Source organism: Actinomadura rupiterrae, from assembly GCF_024172125.1.
Lineage (GTDB): Bacteria > Actinomycetota > Actinomycetes > Streptosporangiales > Streptosporangiaceae > Spirillospora > Spirillospora rupiterrae.
Genome location: NZ_JAMZEA010000006.1, coordinates 357688 through 377026 on the forward strand (window position 1 = coordinate 357688; position 19339 = coordinate 377026).

The 19339-nt window shown below is 68.9% G+C and carries 21 protein-coding genes and 2 pseudogenes; 12 read left to right on the top strand and 11 right to left on the bottom strand.

Going from position 1 to position 19339, the window contains the following annotated elements; translation table 11 throughout:
• Positions 1-130 precede the first annotated feature (130 nt).
• Both FHU30_RS22610 and FHU30_RS22615 read right to left on the bottom strand, forming a co-directional pair.
• On the bottom strand, positions 131-523 hold the full coding sequence (locus tag FHU30_RS22610) for a hypothetical protein (RefSeq protein WP_253878545.1): 393 nt from the start codon (positions 521-523) through the stop codon (positions 131-133).
• Between the two features lie 165 nt (positions 524-688).
• Complete coding sequence (locus FHU30_RS22615; protein WP_253878546.1) at positions 689-1573, bottom strand: LysR family transcriptional regulator; 885 nt, start codon at positions 1571-1573, stop codon at positions 689-691.
• Between the two features lie 199 nt (positions 1574-1772).
• Between FHU30_RS22615 and FHU30_RS22620 the strand changes: the two genes are divergently transcribed.
• Positions 1773-2579 (top strand): alpha/beta fold hydrolase, encoded by an 807-nt coding sequence (locus tag FHU30_RS22620; protein ID WP_253878547.1) that lies wholly within the window; start codon positions 1773-1775, stop codon positions 2577-2579.
• A gap of 316 nt (positions 2580-2895) precedes the next feature.
• On the opposite strand, the gene FHU30_RS22625 is transcribed toward FHU30_RS22620, so the two are convergent.
• The 4 genes from FHU30_RS22625 to FHU30_RS22640 form a co-directional block, all read right to left on the bottom strand.
• Positions 2896-3162 carry a cysteine hydrolase family protein gene (locus FHU30_RS22625; protein WP_301323480.1) on the bottom strand — a complete coding sequence of 89 codons (267 nt, stop codon included), beginning with the start codon at positions 3160-3162 and terminating at the stop codon, positions 2896-2898.
• 86 nt (positions 3163-3248) lie between these two features.
• On the bottom strand, positions 3249-3800 hold the full coding sequence (locus FHU30_RS22630; RefSeq protein WP_253878549.1) for a MarR family winged helix-turn-helix transcriptional regulator: 552 nt from the start codon (positions 3798-3800) through the stop codon (positions 3249-3251).
• The gene (locus FHU30_RS22635; protein WP_253878550.1) at positions 3790-4515 is read right to left on the bottom strand and encodes an SDR family NAD(P)-dependent oxidoreductase; all 726 of its coding nucleotides are present in this window, start codon (positions 4513-4515) and stop codon (positions 3790-3792) included. The genes FHU30_RS22630 and FHU30_RS22635 overlap by 11 nt, the downstream gene beginning before the upstream one ends.
• A gap of 256 nt (positions 4516-4771) precedes the next feature.
• On the bottom strand, positions 4772-5671 hold the full coding sequence (locus FHU30_RS22640; protein WP_253878551.1) for a LysR family transcriptional regulator: 900 nt from the start codon (positions 5669-5671) through the stop codon (positions 4772-4774).
• 89 nt (positions 5672-5760) lie between these two features.
• On the opposite strand from FHU30_RS22640, the gene FHU30_RS22645 reads away from it, so the two are divergent.
• On the top strand, positions 5761-7335 hold the full coding sequence (locus FHU30_RS22645) for an MFS transporter (RefSeq protein ID WP_308211368.1): 1575 nt from the start codon (positions 5761-5763) through the stop codon (positions 7333-7335).
• Here FHU30_RS22645 and FHU30_RS22650 read toward each other — a convergent pair.
• Both FHU30_RS22650 and FHU30_RS22655 read right to left on the bottom strand, forming a co-directional pair.
• Positions 7317-7853, bottom strand: a complete 537-nt coding sequence (locus tag FHU30_RS22650) for a dihydrofolate reductase family protein (RefSeq protein WP_253878553.1) — start codon at positions 7851-7853, stop codon at positions 7317-7319. The two genes, FHU30_RS22645 and FHU30_RS22650, sit on opposite strands and share 19 nt — an antisense overlap.
• A 197-nt stretch (positions 7854-8050) precedes the next feature.
• On the bottom strand, positions 8051-9118 hold the full coding sequence (locus FHU30_RS22655) for a questin oxidase family protein (RefSeq protein ID WP_253878554.1): 1068 nt from the start codon (positions 9116-9118) through the stop codon (positions 8051-8053).
• A 259-nt stretch (positions 9119-9377) separates the two neighbouring features.
• On the opposite strand from FHU30_RS22655, the gene FHU30_RS22660 reads away from it, so the two are divergent.
• Complete coding sequence (locus tag FHU30_RS22660; RefSeq protein ID WP_253878555.1) at positions 9378-10403, top strand: ArsR/SmtB family transcription factor; 1026 nt, start codon at positions 9378-9380, stop codon at positions 10401-10403.
• Between the two features lie 60 nt (positions 10404-10463).
• On the opposite strand, the gene FHU30_RS22665 is transcribed toward FHU30_RS22660, so the two are convergent.
• Positions 10464-10637, bottom strand: a complete 174-nt coding sequence (locus FHU30_RS22665; protein WP_253878556.1) for a hypothetical protein — start codon at positions 10635-10637, stop codon at positions 10464-10466.
• Positions 10638-10871: 234 nt separating this feature from the next.
• Between FHU30_RS22665 and FHU30_RS22670 the strand changes: the two genes are divergently transcribed.
• The 5 genes from FHU30_RS22670 to FHU30_RS22690 all read left to right on the top strand — a co-directional run bounded on the left by FHU30_RS22670 (position 10872) and on the right by FHU30_RS22690 (position 15100).
• The gene (locus FHU30_RS22670) at positions 10872-11375 is read left to right on the top strand and encodes a hypothetical protein (protein WP_253878557.1); all 504 of its coding nucleotides are present in this window, start codon (positions 10872-10874) and stop codon (positions 11373-11375) included.
• Between the two features lie 273 nt (positions 11376-11648).
• The gene (locus FHU30_RS22675; protein WP_253878558.1) at positions 11649-12071 is read left to right on the top strand and encodes an NUDIX domain-containing protein; all 423 of its coding nucleotides are present in this window, start codon (positions 11649-11651) and stop codon (positions 12069-12071) included.
• Positions 12072-12522: 451 nt separating this feature from the next.
• Positions 12523-12930, top strand: a complete 408-nt coding sequence (locus FHU30_RS22680; protein WP_253878886.1) for a DUF4259 domain-containing protein — start codon at positions 12523-12525, stop codon at positions 12928-12930.
• 567 nt (positions 12931-13497) lie between these two features.
• Entirely contained in the window at positions 13498-14070 is a 573-nt protein-coding gene (locus FHU30_RS22685) for an RNA polymerase sigma factor (protein WP_253878559.1), read from the top strand.
• Positions 14057-15100: a hypothetical protein gene (locus FHU30_RS22690; RefSeq protein WP_253878560.1), complete on the top strand. Its 1044-nt coding sequence runs from the start codon at positions 14057-14059 to the stop codon at positions 15098-15100. Before FHU30_RS22685 ends, FHU30_RS22690 begins: the two co-directional genes overlap by 14 nt.
• A gap of 751 nt (positions 15101-15851) precedes the next feature.
• Here FHU30_RS22690 and FHU30_RS22700 read toward each other — a convergent pair.
• Entirely contained in the window at positions 15852-16235 is a 384-nt protein-coding gene (locus tag FHU30_RS22700; RefSeq protein ID WP_253878562.1) for a hypothetical protein, read from the bottom strand.
• A 61-nt stretch (positions 16236-16296) separates the two neighbouring features.
• Complete coding sequence (locus FHU30_RS22705) at positions 16297-16797, bottom strand: hypothetical protein (protein WP_253878563.1); 501 nt, start codon at positions 16795-16797, stop codon at positions 16297-16299.
• A gap of 244 nt (positions 16798-17041) precedes the next feature.
• Between FHU30_RS22705 and FHU30_RS22710 the strand changes: the two genes are divergently transcribed.
• The 4 genes and pseudogenes from FHU30_RS22710 to FHU30_RS22720 all read left to right on the top strand — a co-directional run bounded on the left by FHU30_RS22710 (position 17042) and on the right by FHU30_RS22720 (position 19285).
• Positions 17042-17407: a hypothetical protein gene (locus FHU30_RS22710; protein ID WP_253878564.1), complete on the top strand. Its 366-nt coding sequence runs from the start codon at positions 17042-17044 to the stop codon at positions 17405-17407.
• Positions 17338-17970 (top strand): annotated as a pseudogene (locus FHU30_RS47880) (IS110 family transposase); the annotation flags it as partial. The gene FHU30_RS22710 and the pseudogene FHU30_RS47880, both read left to right, overlap by 70 nt.
• A gap of 300 nt (positions 17971-18270) precedes the next feature.
• A pseudogene (locus FHU30_RS47885) lies at positions 18271-18617 on the top strand (transposase); the annotation flags it as partial.
• A 419-nt stretch (positions 18618-19036) separates the two neighbouring features.
• Positions 19037-19285: a winged helix-turn-helix transcriptional regulator gene (locus tag FHU30_RS22720; RefSeq protein ID WP_443612893.1), complete on the top strand. Its 249-nt coding sequence runs from the start codon at positions 19037-19039 to the stop codon at positions 19283-19285.
• Positions 19286-19339: the final 54 nt, after the last annotated feature.

Below are 19339 nucleotides of genomic sequence, written 5' to 3' on the forward strand. Positions count from 1 at the left end.
CCCTTCGGCCACGACGTCACTGGAGTGACCAGTGTGCCGTGCCCGGCGGGGGCTCGGTGTGGGAACCTGCCGAGACGCGGGGCGCGCCCCCGGCGCCGCGGAGACTGCGGGGGCGCGGGTCTGGCGGCGGTCAGGCCGCCTGAGCGGACGGTGGGGCCGCCGTCCAGTGGGTGACGGTGATGTCGTCCATCGGGATGCCGAGGTCGGCGTAGATGCGGGTGTGCATGCGCCCGAGCCAGGCGTCGCGGCGCTCGGCGAAGAACGCGGCGTCGAACCAGGCGACGCCCAGGATCACGGTGCCGCCGCCGTCGGGGTTGCCGGACTCGGGCTCGAACCAGGTGCATTCCCAGTCCCAGAGCATCTGCTCTTCGGGGCGGGACCGCAGCCGCTCGTCGGAGGCGCGCAGCGCCTCGATGCACCGCTGGGCGACCTCGGCGTTCGGGCAGTAGTAGGTGCAGCCGCTCTTGGCGATCGGGACCTTCCCGGCCAGGCGGACCGGGTCGGCGTCCGAGCCGGTGAGCACCCGGATTCGGGTGACCTGCTCAGTTGCGGGGACCTCAGCCCCTGGGCGACGGCTATGCCTGCCTGATCCGCGACCTCACTGAACAGCTCACCACCGCCCAGGACGATCGACGGCTCGGCGAGCTCGCCCGTGCGTCCTGCGGTGCTGGTGGCGGGTGTGTTGGTGTCAGGCGTTGTCGTCGTGGGTGTCGACGGCGCCGGCGAGGGCGCGGACGAGTGGGTTGGGGTTGGGGGTGTGCCAGGCGAAGGCCCATCGGATGGGCGGGGCGTCGCGGACGGGGATGTAGACCAGGTCGGGTCGGGGGTAGAAGCCGGCGGCCTCGGCGGTCGCGGCGGCGACGGCCTGTCCGGCGCTCACGGCCTTGAGTTGGTCTTCCCAGTCGGAGACGGCCGGGCCGCGCGCGATCAGGCGCCCGGACGGGGTGCGGAAGGGCTGGAACGCCTCCTCCATGGACGCCGGGATCGGCGACCGGTGTGCCATGAAGGTCAGGTCGCCGTAGTCCTCCAGGCTGAGCGATTCGCGGTCAGCGTAGGGGTGGCCGGTGGCCATGACCACCACGATCGGTGAGGTGTGGGTGATCGGGCCGACGGTGATGTCGGGTTCGCGGACCGGCAGCCACAGGTGCGCCACGTCGATCTCCCCAGAGCGCAGCGGCGTGAGCGGGTCGACGGCGTTGAGCTCGCGGTGCACGAGCCGGACGGCGGGGTGCCGGGCGCGGAACCGGTCGACGATCTCCCGGATCTGCCAGCCCTCCGGTCCCATGCTGCCCAGCGTCAGCGCGCCCGGGACCTCATGGGCGGCTGCGGCCTCTTCGATCCCGTCGATGATCTGCCGGTAGGCGGGCTGGAGGGTCTGGTAGAGCCGTCCGCCGGCCGGGGTGAGGCGGACCGTGCGGGAGGTGCGTTCGAACAGCGGCCCGCCGACGCGCCGCTCGGCCTTCTTGATCGCCTGGCTGACCCGGGACGGGGTGACGTGCAGCCGCTCGGCGGTCCGCCCGAAATGCAGCTCCTCGGCCAGCGCCAAAAAGATCTCGATGTCCCGAAGCTCCATTGCCCTCCCTTCGCCAACGCACCGCCCGGTCGGAGACCTTCCGGTCAACGTGAACCTATCGGTTAACGGTTCATGGCCGAGATCGCTGTTGTTCGGCAGCCGTCCGCCCGCCAGCCTGATGACACGCGCTCACGACGATCGGCCAGGCGCGGGCCTGGTCGCCGGGCAGCGAATCGGACAACTGATAGAGGTCAGAGCCATGAACGACAACAGCGTCACCGGCATCCGCGGCGAGCTTCACAACGACGGCCGCAGGCTGTCCTACCTGGACTTCGGCGGCCCCGGCCGGCCGCTGCTGGCCCTACACGGCCACCTCTACGAAGCCGACACCTGGACGCCGCTGGCCCAAGCGCTCGCGCCCCAGTGGCGGATCATCGCCCCCGACCAGCGCGGACACGGCGACTCCGACCGGGCCGCCTCCTACACCCGCGACGACTACGTCAACGACGCCATCGCCGTCCTGGACCACCTCGGGATCCAGCAGGCCGTGACGCTGGGGCACTCCGGCGGCGGCATCACCGCCTTCCAGATCGCCGCCCGCCACCCCGACCGCGTCACCGCGATCGTCAACATCGAGGGTCCGGTCTGCGACCTGGACGACGGCCCCAGCGCCCTGTCGTTCGTACTGGGCATGCCCTACACCGCCCCCGACCGCCAAACCCTGCTGGACGCCATCGGTCCGCTGGCCCCCATCCTCGGCGACAAACTGCGCCCCACTCCGGGCGGCGGCTGGCGCCTGCCCTTCCACCCCCAGGACACCATCACCTCCGAACAAGCAACCCACGGCGACCACTGGGCCGACTGGACCGCCACCACCTGCCCCGCCCTGTTCGTCCTGGCCAACAACAGCCAGGTCCTCACCCCCGAGCAAGGCAAGGACTACGTGACCGGCCGTCCCAACACCGACCTGGCCGAACTCGACGGCGACCACTTCGCCTACGCCACCGACCCCCAAGGCTTCGCCACCGCCGTCAAGGGCTTCCTCGCCTCCCTGCAAACTGCCTGAATCCGAACTGACGATCAGGTTGACCAGGTCCCTCGGGCACGACTCATCACCGAGCGAGCCCCGCACCCATTCGCCCGGCGGAGGGTCTTCGGCGTGGTGCCCAAGCTCGCGACCGAGGGGAGCTGCGTGAGCGCGCTGTTGGTCATCGCTGGATCGTGCAGTTGCACATCGTCTGCCGACCCCCGAGCCGGCGCCTGTGGTGGGCACGGTGGCGGTCGTCACAGGTGGGGCAGTACGTCCGAGGTGGCGCCGACTTCGGCGATCTTGGGGAGGATGCGGGTGAGGGCGTTGGTGCGGGCCTGCGGGTCGGGGTCGGTCATGGCGTCGTGGACGCAGTGAGGTTGCAGCGGCGCTGGTGGGCGTCGCGGGCGGTGGACTCGACTCCGATGCTGCTGGCGATCCCGGCCAACACGATCCCGGTGACGCCGAGGCGCTGGAGCCGGTGGTCCAGGTCGGTGCCGTGGCAGGCGCTCCAGCGGTGCTTGGTGATCAGAATGCCGCCGGGCCGAAGCTCGCTGGATTTGACCTGCACGTCGGGCGGGATCGGTTGAGGAGCTTTACCTCGCCGTTCGAACTCAAACATTGGTGCTCCTATGCTGCCGCCGCTTCCGGACGCCAGGCCCGGTAGGTCGGCGGCGCCCCGTCCGGAGCGGCCCGTGCTGGTGGGGCTCAGTCGCCGACCTGGCCGGTGGGCGGTGCGGCGTCGAGGCCGGCGAGCAGGTCGCGCAGCAGGTCGGCGAGCTGGTCGCGGCGCTCGGGCGACAGGTGGCCGATCAGCCGGTCCTCGGCCGCGAGCAGGTCGGCGACCACGCGGTCAAGGAGCGCGCCTCCCGCCGGGGTGAGCGTGACGGCGCGGGCGTGGTAGCCGGAACCTGTGGTGGTCCGCTCGACCAACCCCGCCTGCGCCGCCCGCTCCACCCGCTGGGTGATCGCACCGCGCGTCACCATGCACGCCTCGGCCAGCTCGCCCGGACTCATCCGGTAGGGCGCGCCGGCGCGGCGGAGCGTGGAGAGCAGGTCGAGCGTCGCGACGTCCACGCCCAGGGCGGCCAGCAGGCGGCGGCGCTCGTCCCCGAACACCTTCGCCGCCCACCAGATCCGGGTGATCACTCCGATCGACTCCACCGGGACGCCCGGCAGCTCCCGCCGCCAGGCGGCGGCGATGGCGTCCGCCCGGTCCGGTGCGGCGCCGCTGGCGCGCCCCGGCGGGTCAGCGGCCACGCTCGGCTCCGCCGTTCACCTGGATGATCTGCGCCGTGATGTGTCCCGCGCCGGGCGAGGCGAGCCAGTGAACGGTCTCGGCGACGTCCTGCGGCGTCCCGGCGCGTCCGGTGTGGGTCTGCCCGACGAGCATCGCGCGGCGCTCCTCCTCCAGCGTGCCGCCGAAGAACTCGGTGTCGTCGATGAAGCCCGGCGCGACCACGTTCACCGTGATGCCGCGCGGCCCGAGCGCGGCGGCGAGGTCGCCGGAGTAGGGGTGCAGCGCCGCCTTCATCGGTCCGTAGGAGCTGCCGCCCGACCCGCGCAGCGCCGCGATCGAGGTGAGGAACACCACGCGGCCGGACGGGTTGAGAAGGTCCCGCAGCGCCTCGGTGGGCAGCACCGCGGTCAGCACGTTGGCCCGGAAGTTGCCCGTCCAGCGCGCCGCGACGTCGCCTCCACCGTCCCCGTGCCGTTCGACATTGCCGCCGGCGTTGTTGACCAGCACGTCGATGCCGCCGAACCGCTCGGCCAACTCGTCCCGCACGCGCTCGACGTCGGCCGGTTCGCTCAGGTCGGCGCGCAAGGCGGTGCCGCCGATCTCCTTGGCCGCCCGCTCCAGGACCTCTGCCCGGCGGCCGATGACGACCACCTGGTCACCGTCCGCCGCGAACCGCCGCGCCACCGCCCGGCCGATACCGGTCCCTCCGCCGCTCACCACGACCGTCCGTGCCATGACCGAACCTCCCATGAGTTTAGACCTAAACTCACTCTACTCCCTGCCCGCGACCCTCCGCCGGAACAGCGCTCCTCTCGGCCCCACCTGCCCTCAAGCCACTCGGGTCTGGTCGCCTGCCAGGCGCCCCCCTGCAACCGCCCATCCGTGACGGATTTCCTGCCGCCTACGCAGGACGACCCTCCTCGGGCGGCCAGGGGCAATGGCCGAACTCCTCGGCACATGAACACGCCCTTGAACGCCTCGGACATCTTCTTCACCCGCGGCGGCATCGAGACCATTCGGGCGACGGCGCCGACCGTGACGGACGGAGGAGGTCACGGACGGCGCGGCGCGCCACCTCATTGATCTTCTCGGCGTCCTTGGTGTCCAGCGCGGGTGAGGTACGGATGCCGAATATGACGGAAGGCGGGGCGGGGAGTCCCGGGACGACGGTCAGCTTGTCGGGGATGCGGCCGATGACCGGCAGGAGAGTGACGCCGAGACCGGCGCGGGCGGCGGCGTGGACGCCCGTCAGATCGGGTGCCTCGGCGGTGATGTGGTGGCCGATCCTCTCCGCTGCCAGCGTGTCGAGGGCGCCGGTGCGCAGGCCGCACTGATGGTCGAACAGCACCAGAGGGAGGAGTGCCGCCTCGGGTGGCCGCCAGTCGGCTGCGGCCAGCCACCGGCAAGCGATCGCGTGCGGATCGTGCGGATCGCGGGTGATGCCTTCCAGCACGATCGCCACGTCGAGCTGCTGCCGGGCGACCGAGGCGCGTAGCTGAGCGCTGCGGCCGATACGGAACTGGATGTCCCGTTCAGGGAAGGCCCGGCGGAGCTCGTGGATCAGGTCGGGCAGCAACTCGTCCGCGGCGTGGTCCATCGACCCGACGGTGATCGTCCGGGGCCGATGCCGGTCGAAGCGCGCGAGGGCGGTGTCGTGGGCATCCAGGATGGCACGGGCGTGGACCAGGAACTCCTCGCCGTCAGGGGTGAACCTGATGCCGCGTCCGTCTCGTTCGATCAGGGGTCGGCCGATCGCGTCCTCCAGCCGCTGCACATGCCGACTGACCGCGGCCTGGGTGAGATGGAGCGCATGGGCGGCGCGGTGGAACCCACCGCACGCAGAAACCGCGACAAGGCTGCGAAGTGGGGTGATGTCGAGTACGGGCGCCATCCGATCAGGATATCGATACCGATCTGGAATCGATAATGAAACGGAATCAATGTTGGACCGGAGAGGGCCTGGGATCCGATAGTGATCTGGTGTCCACAACAGCCTCCGCTCCCGCCCGGCCGGTCCGTCCGGCTCTCGTCCTAGCAATCTGCTGTCTCAGCCTGCTGATCGTGGGCCTGGATAACACGATCGTCACCATCGCCCTGCCTCGGATGCGCGCCGACCTGCATGCACCGTTGTCCCTGTCGCAGTGGACAGTCGACTCCTACCAGCTGGTGCTGGGCGCGTTGCTCCTCACGGCGGGGTCGCTCGCCGACCGGTGGGGCCGGCGCCGCATCCTGCAGTCCGGACTGGCGATCTTCACGTTGGCGTCCCTGCTGTGCAGCATGGTGCCGAATGCGCAATGCCTGGTGGCGTCCCGCGTGCTGCAGGCCATCGGTGGATCAATGATGAACCCGGTCGCCATGGCGATCGTCTCGCAGGTCTTCCCGGACCCGGACCGCAGGGCGCGCGCGTTCGGCATCTGGAGCGGCGTGTACGGGCTGAGCATGGCTCTCGGCCCGATCCTCGGCGGAATTCTGGTCGGCACCATCGGGTGGCGATCGATCTTCTGGATCAATGTCCCCATCGGGTTGCTCGCCATCGGTCTCGCGGCGCGCTATGTGCCCGAGTCCCGAGGGGATCGGCCTCGCCGAGCCGACCTCGTCGGCCAGTTGCTGGTCGTGACGGTGCTCACCACGCTGACGTACGCGATCATCAACGGTCGCACGCAGGGATGGGCATCGCCGAGCATCCTCGGCCTGATCGTCCTCGCTCTCGTCTGCGGTGCCGGGCTCATCGTCTGGGAGTCACATCACCCCGAGCCGCTGATCGATCCACGGTTCTTCGGCAGCCTCCCCTTCGCCGGGGCCGTCGCCATGGCGCTCGTGGGGATGGCCGCTGCAGGCGGATACCTCTGGGTCATGACGTTCTACCTGCAGGATGCCCGCGGGCTCAGCGCCACTATCGCTGGGCTGCTGATGCTGCCACTCGCGCTGACAGTCCTGCTGGTCGCGCCCCTGTCCGGCCGACTCGCCGCCCGGTACGGTGCGCGAATGCCCCTGGCTATCAGCGGTGCCGCTCTCATGGTGGCCGCTCTGCTGCTGACCGTCCTGTCCGCCGATACCCCAGCCTGGCTGCTGCTGGCCTCCTTCCTATGCTTCGGGCTCGGCTTCGGCATGCTCAACGCGCCGATCACCGCGACGGCCGTCTCTGGCATGCCACTCTCCCAGGCCGGTGTCGCATCCGCTGTGGCCTCGACCGGACGCCAGGTCGGCCAGGCCCTGGGCGTCGCCATCGTCGGCGCGGTCGTCGTGGCGCACCTGTCCACTGACCCCCGCGCGTCCTTGCCCGCAGCCAGCCGTCCCGGCTGGTGGATCATCGCCGCCGGCGGGGCCATGGGGGTGCTTATAGCGTTCCTCGCGACCGGGAAGGTCGCCCACCGAACGGCCGACCGCACGGCCGCGCGCCTGCTGTCGTCGCACCAGGCCACCCCGCTGGCGCCCGGCATGGCAGCGCCTCCTGAACAAGTCATCGCACCGTCCCGGCTCCCAGCCGCGGGCACTGCCGACGCCTTGGGCGGTCCCGTCCGGCCTGACGGAAATGGTCAGGCGGCCGGGGTGTAGACCTGGTTGATCACGCCTGCGCTGAAGGTCTCGGCAGAGGTCAGCCGCAGTTCGATGCTGTCGAGGTTGTCGAACCAGCGGGCGCCCTTGCCGATGATGACCGGGTGGACGAACAGTTGCAGCCGGTCCAGAAGGCCCTCCTTGAGCAGTGACCGGACGAGGGTGAGGCTGCCGGTCACCGCGATGTCTTCGCCCTCGGAGGCCTTGAGCGCTTGGAGCCTGCCCGGCACATCACCGCTGATGATGTCGGTGTTGTTCCAGGTGGCTTCGGTCAGGGTGTTGGTGACGACGTACTTCTTCTGGTTGTTCATGAAGTCGGCGAACTCGTCCTTGCTGGAGGGCCAGTAGGCCGCGAACTGCTCGTATTGGACGCGACCCAGCAGCATCGCGTCCGAGGTCGCCATGGCCGCACCGACGGCATCGCCCATCTCATCGTTGAAGTAGGGGAAATGCCAGGTGTCGGGCGCCTCGGCCACACCGTCCAGCGAAACGAACAGGCTCGCGATGATCTTACGCACCAGATACTCCTCAGGCAGGGTTGATCCCTGGCCGGAACGGCCGGGGTGGATGAACGAGCCGGGAATCCTCTCCCGGTCCCGTCACGGTTGAGTTGTGTACCGAGCGGACGGTACCGATCAGCCACTGGCCGACACCGCCCAGCACCCCGCGTCGGGCCGTCGCAGATCGGCTGCGAGCCGCCAGATGTCGTCGGGTGTCAAGGACGGTCGATCAGCTCGCCGACGTGAAGGGTCGCGGTGAGCAGCTCGGGATCGCCGGTGCGGTCGTAGGACTCGACAGCAGTGTCGGCGAACTTCAGGACGTGCTCGTCGCCGTGTTCGGCTGCCCGCTGGAGCGCCTCCTCACGGGCCGGCTCGGGATAGCGCCGGATGATCTCCGAGCACGGGGCCGACCGGAGCGGGGCGTACGTCGCGACGACCGCCACCACCGCGGCCCAGGCCGCCGCGAGACTCGGCAACCACTGCTCGGTCGGCAACACCGGCAGCACGTGCCGCACGCCGTTGGGCGCGGTAGCGGCGTGGGCCAGCAGGACCGGGGAGCCGTGGCCGAGCCCGAGGTAGGCCTTGGCGGCGCTGTCGACCAGTGACTCCAACCGCGCCGGGACCTCATCGGCGGACGCGGCGGGTTCCAGCGCGCGCAGGCTCGCGGTCCAACCGGGGCTGCCCTCGAGCCGGTCGAGCCGGTGGGCGATGAAGCCGCTCCGGTCTTTGAGCCGGGTAACGGCCGGCAGGGCCTGTCGCGGCGTGAGTGTTCCCTCCGGCGCGACCATCCCGGCGAGCTCGCGGTAGCGCGCCGCCCAGAACGCCAGCCCGTGGGCCAGTTCGTCGAGGGTCTGATGCGCCGGGGTGACAGGGGTGGCGCGCAGTGAGCGCACCGCGTGGCTGACCCGGATCACGCCGTGGGTCGAGCCGGCCACGATCCCGGGCAGCAGCCGCGGCCACCACTCGGCGAGCACCTCTGGCCATGGGCGCTCGGTCAGCTCGTGCCGGAAGTAGGCGGCCCAGTCGGGCAGCCGTCGTGCCTGACCCAGCGCGGCGCGCCACTCGCCGGGCCGAATGGCCGCGCTCGCGTCGGGCAGCTCCGCCAGGCGGCCTACGTAGCGGTCGAGCCAGCGGTCGATGTTGATGTCGAGCTCCCGCCGGACCATGACCTCCACGGCCATCGGCCCGTGATTGGTCAGCCCGTGGTTTCCCTCCTCGTCGCCGCCGAACTCCGGCCCGTAGGCGTGGAGTCGTTCGTATGCTGCGGGCAGGGCCTGTGTCATCGATTCGCGGGCATGGCGCCGCCGGGGACGACGATGTGGCCGCGGTGGCCGCGATCGGCCTGCCTGGGCCAAAGCGGTAGGGACGACGTGCTCCGGCAGTTGTTTGAGGACGGTGAAGTCCTCCACGTCCGGCCGCAACGGTGAAACAGAGTGCGCATCTTCGATCCTGATCTTTGGTCCGAGCGAACGTCCTCAGTCTCCGGCGGAGTCAATGCATACGGCCACGATTAGGCTCAGGCCTAATCGAAGGGCGGCGCGCATGATCCACCTACACCTCACAGCGATCGATTTGACCCGTATACGCTTCGCCGCCTCGCCCCTCAAAGAGACCGTCGCCAGCCTCCGTACGCTGGCCGCCGGCAAGCAGGGTCCGCACCTGCACCGTCCTTGGATCGAGGGGTTCGCCGAGCGAGCCGACCGGCTGCGCAAGCGTGACCTCGACCTGCTGCGGGCGGTGGTGCGCCCGGAGGGCTACATCCCCGACTTCCTGGTGCCACCGCAGGGTCGCCGCTCGGCGACCTTCGCGGACGCGCTCGCGCAGGTCGCCGACGCCGATCCGGAGATCGTCGCGCAGGAGCTGGCGCACCTGGCGACCCACCGGCTCGCCCAGCAAAGACCGGGCCGCCAAGAGCGGCGAGCCCTGCTCCAGGCGCTGGTAGATCGGCCCGACGCAGGCATCGGCCCCATCACCGAAGCGCTCGAGGCGTATCACCGGGTCGCGATCGCCCCGCACTGGCCGCGAATCGAAGCGTTGCTCAACGACGACATCGCCTATCGACTCGATGCCCTGGCCGACGGTGGCGTCGATCGAATGATGAGCAACCTCCACCCGTCGGTAACGTTCGACGAGCAGACACTAAAGATCGTCAAATACTACGAAGGCCAAGCCGACTGCGGCGGGCGCGGCCTGCTCCTCGTACCCTGCGCCTTCGCCTGGCCGGACGTCCTGGTACGGACCGCGCAACCAGAACCACCCAGCGTCTCCTACTCCCCCCGTGGCCTCGGCCGGCTCTGGGAGACCCACCCTGAGCAGCCCGGCTCGGCGCTCGCCGGCGTCCTCGGACAAACCCGGGCCGCCCTCCTGGCCCAGCTCGACCTGCCGATGTCGACCAGTCACGCCTCCACCCAGATGGCCCTCTCCGCGCCGACACTCAGCGTGCACCTCCAGGCACTGCGGGCCGCCGGGCTGCTCACCTCTCGCCGGGCGGGCCGACAGGTGCTCTACTCACGAACCGAACTCGGCGACCGACTGCTCAGCCAGGCAGGCCGACCCCTCGAAGCCTAACGACGTGGTGCGAATGAGGGTTTGGGACGGCTTTGCCTGGAGCGGCCGTCCTAACCAGGGTTAATTGGTGATGGCGGGTGTGGTGTTCAGGGTGGGGCCGGTGATGGCCGGGCAGCCGTCGATCACGTCGGGGTGGTGCTGGATCACCTTGAGCCGGTGCTTGATCACGCCGGCCAGATGGTCCAGATCGGTGGCCGGGAAATTGGTCATGGACCGTTGCAGCAGCGACCACACGCTCTCGGCCTGGTTGAGCTCGGGGCGTAGGCCGGCAGTGGAACACCGTCAGCCAGTCGGCGTGGGCGCCGATGAACGCCCGCGTCGCCGCTGAGTGATGAACTCCCAGGTTGTCCCCGGACCAGCACAATCTTCCCGCCGGGCAGTTGCTGGTGGGCACCGTTCAGCATGCTCTGTACGCGGCCAGGGTGAAGGCGGCGCATTCGGCCTTGCGGCGCCGGTAGCGAATCCATTTTGGCGGCACCCAGCGAATGGGGCCTCAGCGCCGGCCTGGTGGAGTCACTCGAAGAGATGACCAGAACAGAAGGACTTCGCTCGGTCGGCCTGACCTTCGACTGGGCCGCCAGCCACCCCCGTCCGAAGGTGGGCACCGAGCCGGTCGTCCTGGACCAGAGCGCAGCCGCTTTGCTGTCCAAAGTGAGAGAAAGACTCATCCGTCGCGAAGAACCACCTCACCACGAGACCCTCGTCGGTCATGTCCGCAGCCTCGTACGCGACGACGGCGACGAAGACGAGGCCGGAACGATCACTCTGACCGCAGACGTGCGAGGACAGGTACGCAACGTACGAATGACCCTCACCAGCACCGCCCACGAATGGGCGATCATCGCCTACCGCTCAAAAGTCCCACTCGTGGTGAGCGGCGACCTCGTCTTCGAACGCCGCACCTGGCAACTGAAGAACCCCCAGGTGGACAGCAGCTTCCTGGAGCACCTGCAACAATCACCGCCCCAATGAACAACACCGCCTGGCCGCCCAACAACGACAGGCCATCGTCTGCCGCCGCCAAGACCGACCGCACATGCACGCAGCCACGGCGCGACCCTCAGCTCCCCCACGCAGATGCCGTCGCGAGTCTGCGCACTTCTCCCCAGCTCGACATGGCCCTAGAGCCCATCGGAACCGCGCCAGACCTCCAAGGAAGCATCGCCCCCCGCCTTACGGAACATGCCGCCACGACAGAGGACAATGGAACGGCCGCCCCACCGTGCCGAACTCTGTGGGATCCCCGTGACCGCCGACCGAACCGGCGACTTCGGTGTCGCCGTCGTCGTGCTCAGCTCCGCGGGCCAGGTACTGCTGCACCTGCGTGATGACGATCCTGAGATCGCCTGGCCCGGGCACTGGTCGCTGATCAGCGGGCTGGCCGAGCCGGGCGAGACGCCGCTGCAGGCGATGGAGCGGGAGTTGGCCGAGGAAACCGGCCTGGCCCTGCCCCTGACCCAGCAACTGGAGTACCCACCCGGTCCCGACGGCGGCGGGGTCGTGGTCTTCACCGCCCGGTGGGACGGAGACGCCGCAGCACTCCCGCTGACCGAAGGCGTCCGGCTGCAATGGCATCCCCCGGACGCGGTCAAAGTCCTGCGGGTCCCGCCCTGGGTACACCACGCCGTTCTGGCATTGACCCTGCGCGAGGGCCCAACCGCCAGTTAGCCGCCGACGACGTTCAATTCGACGTGGTGGATGCCGCTGCCGAGCGCGTTGGCCAGAAGACGGGTTCGCCGTTGACCTCCCACGTCCGGCCATCCCATTCGAGGGGGCGGCCGCGGTGACGTCAGCGTCGCCGTCAAGTAGACCTGCGGCTTCGCGGCGACCCGTCGAGGAAGGGACGGAAGCTGATACGGCGGGCAACAACATGCTGAGATGCACCGCTTGTGACTGGCACCAGCACGAGGTGGACGTAGCTGCGAAGTGGTGCTCTTGAGCAAAAGCTGGCGGGCGACGCCGTGCGCCGGACCGGAGCCCCCCGAAGACGTAGAGAAGGCTCTCACCCGGTACCGCTGCATCGGCCGTCACAAGCGAGTCACTGAGGCGTCGACAAACGTCGGGCTGTCGGAGCTGCCCTTTAGTCTGATCGCGAATCGCGAGTGATCAGAGGGTGAAGATGGGAACGTGGGGTGCCGGCCCCTTTGGGAACGACACGGCCGCTGACTTTGCCGGCGACTTGGATGACCTACCGGAGCAGGATCGTCCGGCAGCGATCCGAGACGCGTTGAGCGCGGCGGTGGCAGAAGGCGAGTATCTGGGGGTGGCCACTGGAGACACCGCCGTCGCGGCAGCGGCGATCGTGGCCGCGCAGTGTGCTGGTGGTCCGCCGATCGCCACCGCCTACGGTCCGAAGGAGGCGATCCCGCCCCTGCCGGCGGATCTGCGCTCCTTGGCGGTCCAAGCGCTCGACCGGGTCGTTGGTGAGAACTCAGAGTCCGCGGCGTTGTGGACCCATGTTGGCGGCCAGGACTGGCGTGAGCAGATCCACCGGTTGAGAGAGGCGCTGTCGGACGCTTCTCTGTAGAGGTCAGTTCGGCCGGTCTCGGCGGGCGGCGGGGTCGGCGCTGATGTCCAGGACGACAGCGATCTCGTCCCAAGTGGCTCCTGCGGCGCGGTCGGCTGCGACCGCCGCCGCCAGGACGGCGCGGGCGATGAGTGGCAGTGCGGCGGTGATGTATCCGGCGATCGGGCCGGTCCTCCAGCCGGTTTGCTGGACGGGATGAGCCAGGTCTTCGGCGCGGGCGTCGAGCGCGAGTTCGCCTGCGGCAAGGGCGAGGTGTTCGGCCTGGTCGCGTCGACCACCGGGGCTGCAGCGGCGCGGCGCAGGGCGCGACCGTCGGGGCCGGTCAGGCCTCTGGCGGTCACCGGTCCAGGAACTCCGGCAGTCGGCGTCGCCCGAGACGGTACAGGTAGGCAGGTCTGGGTGGGCGCGGTAGCGGCGGGGTGCCGAGTCAGTCCTGTGTTCCAGTAATCCAGCGAGCTGCCCACGGGCCACTTCCACGGGCCCCTCGAATGCTCCAATGTGACTTGAGTCACATTATGCGAGGATCTGAGCCTCGCCGGACATGTAGGGGCGAAGAGGAGGCCGGTGGTGAATCGCGAGGAGCAGTTCACTGAGATCTTCCAGAGCCACTACGAAACGGTGTGGCGGTACAGCGCTCGAAGAGTGGGCAGCGATCTCGCCTTTGATGTCGTAGGCGAGACGTTCTTGGTCGCTTGGCGGCGGTGCGGTGAGGTGCCGTCCCGCGAGGCTGAAGTGTTGCCATGGCTGCTTGGCGTGGCCCGCAAGGTCGTGGCCAACGAGCAGCGCCGACAACGCCGCGGAGACCGTCTGCTTGCCAAGCTCGGCCACCTGTTGGGGGCCTCGGCTCCCGCCTACGGCATCACCTCGGGTGCGCAGACCGCGGTATCCGACACCGCGACAGCCATGCAGAGCCTGTCCGGGAGAGACCAAGAAGCCCTCCAACTGGTCGGCTGGGACGGTCTGAGCATCAGCGAGGCAGCACGTGTGGTCGGTTGCTCCCCCACGGCGATGGCCAACCGGGTTCACCGAGCGCGCCGGAGACTGCAGGCTGCGGTGACCAAAGCGCGTGGCGGAGGCGAACCCTCTGCCGGACAAGGCGTGGCGCGGGGCCGAGAAGGAGTGGCATATGAAAGCCAATGAGGACTTGGACTTGGTGGCGAGCTGCGACCCGCTGACGGCTGACGAGCTCGACGCCCCGGCCCGTCGGGAGCGCGCCGTCCGCGCTCACGACCTTCTGAACGGGATCCTTGCCGCACAGCGCCCCCCGGCTCAGCCGGACGCGGCGGCGAACTCCTCGCCCTCGATGAGCCGGCGCCGAGTCCTGGTGGCCGGTGCGGGCGCGACAGCAGCAGCTGCAGCGGCCGCGCTCGTCCTGGCCAACTCGAACCAGACAAGCCGGGACAAGTACATCGCGACTCCGCGGCTGTTGAACTATCAGCTGGCAGCCGGCGGCACGCCGCCGCCGCCGGACGCTCTGCCGCCGGCGGAGCCCGTCCTGCTGAAACTCGCCGAGGCGGCCGAGCATCAAGGCGACATCGCAGAAGGAGCCGCGGGCAAAACCGCCTACACCAAGAACCGGGACTGGTATCTCAACGTCTCGGTGCAGGACCGGAAAGGATCCGCCGAGGTTGCGGAGGAGGCCAACCAGCGGTTCTGGGCTCCCGATGGCACCCGCCGCACGATCACGCAACGGCCGGGCAGGGCCCTCACCGATACACGCTCCAAGGGCCCACGCCCCCGGTGGCTAGATCCCGGCCTCAGCGCCCGGCAACTCGAACACCTGTTGCTCGCCGGACCGGCTCAAGGCGGAACGGCCGGGTACCGGCTCATGGGCGCGATCACGCGGCTTCATCAAGACGAGGTGATCAGCTCCCGATCCGCGGCGGCCATGTGGCACATGCTCGCCAGCCAACCAACCATACGGTCGCTGGGACGAGTTCGGGACCGCGCCGGCCGCACCGGGCAGGCCGTCACCGCCGACGCGGACTTCGGTGGCAAGTGGTCTCAACGCCGCGTCCTGATCATCGATCCCGCCACAGGCAGGCTGCTGGCATCGGAGGACTTCTACCTCAAAAAGCCGAGGCTTCTGATGGTCCATCAGAACGCGGTGTCCGAATACCACATCTACCTTGACCGGCGATGGGTGACCGACGTCGAATCAGCCCCCTAGCAAGAGGTCGCCGCCACCCACAGGGAAGATGCCCGCCTCAGCAGCGCTGCATCCGCTGAGGAACAGGGCATGGCATCCAGGTTCGGCTCGGCGAGCGGCCTCCCACGGAGATCAGCTCGTCGGGGCCCCCGAGGCCGATACTCGTTCTGGTGGCGTCCGTAGGGAATCCACCACAGGACGATCCGTCCGGACACCTCGAAGTCGGCGACGAACGCCAATTCTGTATCTCCTACTGACACCAAAACCAGTCCGGGTCGCACCGACGACAGCCGAACCACTAGGGCCTGTTTCGAAGTCAGGTGAGCCAGTCGTTGATGGCGGCGATGTGGATGGTGGCCTCATAGCGGGCGGCGAGCTTGTCGTAGCGGGTGGCCACGGCGCGGTGGCGTTTGAGGCGGTTGATGCCGCATTCCACCGCGTACCGGTTGCGGTAGTCGTCGGGGTCGAACTTGGTCGTCGACAGCTGACCACAGGCTCACCTTGCCGACCGTGAGCCCGGCGGGCGTCATGCCAACGCGTGCTCCTGCTCGTGCGTGCTGAACATGCCCTGACGGGCGGTGCCACTGATGCGGTTCATGGGCACGCCTGGGGAGTTGGCGGTTTCAACACGAGGTTGCAGCCTCACTCTCAACAGGCCCGCGACCACTCGCTGCCAAAGTGGGTAGCTTGCGATGGCTGGCGATAGGAGTTTCGACCGTCGGCTCTAGTCCAAGCACCCGCCGCCAGGCGCGGCGCAGGGAAGCAGGGGCCGTCATGCCACGTTCTCGCGCTTCTCTTCGGCGATTGCGGGTGCTGCCTGGCCCTGGACCGCTTTGCGGGCCGAAGAAAACTGGCCGGCCCGCGCCAAAATCGCTGGTGCCGCCAGACCTGAGGCCAGTGCGGCGTACGGGCCGTTGATCTGGTGGCCAAGAGCGAAGACCGTTGCTGTACCGGCCCCAACTCCGGTTCGGATCACAAGTAGCCAAGCGGTTGCGGGCAAGTCGACATACTTCCAGACCGAGGGCGGCCTGTTCTTGACCTTGCCGCTGGTGTCCCGCCGAGCGCGCTGCCAGGCATTGAGGTAGTTCAACAGCGATATCACCTCGACCAGCGCCCCACCCGCGCCGCCCAACAGCAAGCATTCCGACAACGCCATCCCTTGACGCTAAGCCTGTCGTTTACCCTCCCGGCCAACGCGTGTCCCAGGTGTGCGTGGGTCAGCGTTCTGATGGGGGACTTGGCCAGAGCTGAAAAAGGTAGCGTTCTTGGCCTCTGAGGTCCTCGGTTGCTTGCTCGGCTTCGTCGCCATCGAGGTCGTGGGTCTCAAGCCATCTTTCCCTGATGCCGGCACGCCCCCAGCCGGAGACACGGACCTTGTAGGTCCCGGGAGGCACGGCGAAAAAGTCAGGTCTTGGCCCGGCTGCGACGGCGTCGTAGGTCAAAGATCCCGTGGGGAAGTGCAACTCGATCGTCGTGGTGACTTCGGGATCTTGCGCCGCCGGGGGCTCGGCGGTCCAGTGCTCAAGGCGGACGTCCAGACCGAGAAAGTCCATCACCACGCCGACCAGCACGGCGGACCTTCCCACGCCCAGCCACTCTGTTCCGGGGACCGGCGCTCGGAGGTCGGCATCGGTCAGGGCCTGCCGGTCGCAGATCCCGAACATCTGGTGATCGGCGGCCCCGTTGGGATCGGCTGTTGAATCCACGAGTTCTGACATGCTTTGTGATCGTATGAGATGTCATCTCATCCCGGCGTCGTAGTGACTATCTGTCGACGGATAGCAGGTGGTGGCGATCGTGGCGTGGTGTGTCACCGTGCTTGATGGGGGCCGTCGTCTCATCTTCGGATCGACCGGAAGCGCGGTGAGGAGGCGGTGGCTGTATGGAGTCTGCAGTGGCATGCGGCCGAGGGGTCGCAATGGAGCCCCGCGGCACTGCCGCGAATGAGGAGAGGACCAGCCGGTGGGCATCTACGTCTCGGTCAGAGGATGGCTGGAATGCGACAAACAGCAGCTCGGCGCGATCCACACGATCATCGCGGCGCACGACGACGGTCACTACTCCGGCGGCTGGGGGACGCCGCGGCAACACATCAACTGGACCTACTACGTCTTCTACGGCGCTGACATCCGCGAGTCGGCAATAGATGCGTTCCAGGAGCAGATAAGCGAGATCGCGCAGCTCCCGGCCTCCGACCCCGACGGCGACCGGGTCACCGGCCTGTTCTTCGCCACCCACGAGATCAACGGCATGGCCGAATGGCAGATCCGCGACGGTCAGGTCTCCATCACACCCGGCGACGACCGCTACCGCTACCTCGACGCCTAGCGAGCCGACGCATTCAGACAGGTGTGAAAGCTGACGTCTCCAGAGACGGTCTTCCAAGACGACCTGGTGTGCACCTACCGGGAGAAACCGTGGGAAGGCTGAAGCCTCCCATCGGCGAAAGGAATCTCCGCCGCAACAGCCAGGACCTCTCCGCCCGCCGTCCCGCACTGCCCTGGCTGCGGCGCGCCGGTCGCCGCCGCCACCTGCGTGCCCTGCTGACCCTACTGGCCGAGGCCGGCGACTCCCCAGAGGCCCCGATCCCGATCGCAATCGAAAAGCAGCACGGGCTCTTGGTGGCCAGCCTGCGCGCCACCGGCCGCCGAGTGTTCGCCATCAACCCTTATGCGGTCTCGCGCTATCGCGGACGCCATAGCGCCTCGAACAAAAAGTCCGACGAGCAGGACGCGATGGCCTTGGCCAATATCTTGCGCACCGACATGGTCGCGCACCGTCCCCTGCCCGCCGACTCCGACCTGGCCCGCGCGATCACCGTGCTGGCCCGCGCCCAGCAGGACGCGGTCTGGGACCGCATTCAACTCGGCCAGGGCATCCGTGCGGTGCTGCACGACTACTACGCCGCCACTCTGGAGGCATTCGCCCATCTGCGCAACGGCGGCATTACCAAGGCCGAGGCCCGCGTCCTGCTGGCCCTGGCGCCCACCCCGAGGCGCGCCACCACCCTCACCCGCGGCCAGATCCGTGCGGCGCTCAAACGCGCGGGCCGAGCCCGCCAGGTCGAGCAGGACGTTGGACGCCTGTGCCAGATCTTCCGCGCGTACCACACGCGCCTGCCTGACCTGGTCGAACAAGCCATGGGCCGCCAGCTCACCTCGCTGCTGGCCCAGCTCGAAGCCGCATGCGCCGCCGAACAGGACCTGGCCGCCGCCGTTGAGGAGGCTTTCACTCAGCACCCCGACGCCCAGACCATCACCAATTTCCCCGGCGTCGGCCCGCTGGTCGGGCCCGCATCCTGGCCGAACTCGGCGACGACCGCACTCGCTTCGCCGACGCCCGCGGCCTGAAGGCCTATGCCGGATCAGCACCGGTCACCCGCGCCAGCGGCCGATCCCGGCAGGTCATCAACCGCCAAGTGAAGAACGACCGCCTGGCCGCCACCGGCTACGTCTGGGCCTTCGCCTGCCCGCGTCCCTCGCCAGGAGCCCGCGCCCACTACGACCGCCGCCGCACCACCGGCGACACCCACACCGCCGTGCCGAGCGCCAAGCCCTTCGGTCCCGGCTCGCCAGTTGTCCTCCATGGAGAACGCCCGGCAGCGCGGCATCGTCTTCGGGAAGCTGCTCAACAACCTGTTTGCCCTGGACGGCCTCACGCATCACCGCGATGGGTCACGTCGTCCGCTGGGTTTGATGGCAGTCCGGCATCGGTCAGCTCCTCCCACGCCTGATCGGCGACCGCGCCAGCGGGCCGCTGTTCCTCGCCGTCCGGCGCGCTGCACCCGTCCGGCCCCCGTTACCGGGCGGGGCCGACTGTCCAATCAAAACGTCGAGTCTGTCAGCGGGACGAACCCGGTAGCTCCCCTTAAGCTGCTGGACCGTATCGGCACCAACTGGACCTCGATGGCGGTCACGGTGCCAGCCGAGGCCGCCCCTGGGGAGATCCGGCTCCCGGATGCCCGGGATCTGCCAGAAGATGCTTTCGGCCACCTTGCGGCAGCTCATCGCCGATGGCCTGGTCCGGCGCAGAGTCGAGGCGACCGTCACCTCAAGTCCCTACCGGCTCACCGAACACGGCCTGTCGCTGGAGTCCCCGCTTGCTGCCACCAGCGACCGCACCGGGTGCCGAGCAGCATGGCCCGACACCACGAGCGTTCTGGGCCGCTGCGCCATCGACACCCGCCGTGCCGTGATCGTCGGGTAGAAGGAAATCGATCGGCTGAAGCGCGGGCGGACGGCACGTCGGTGTTGTTGCTGT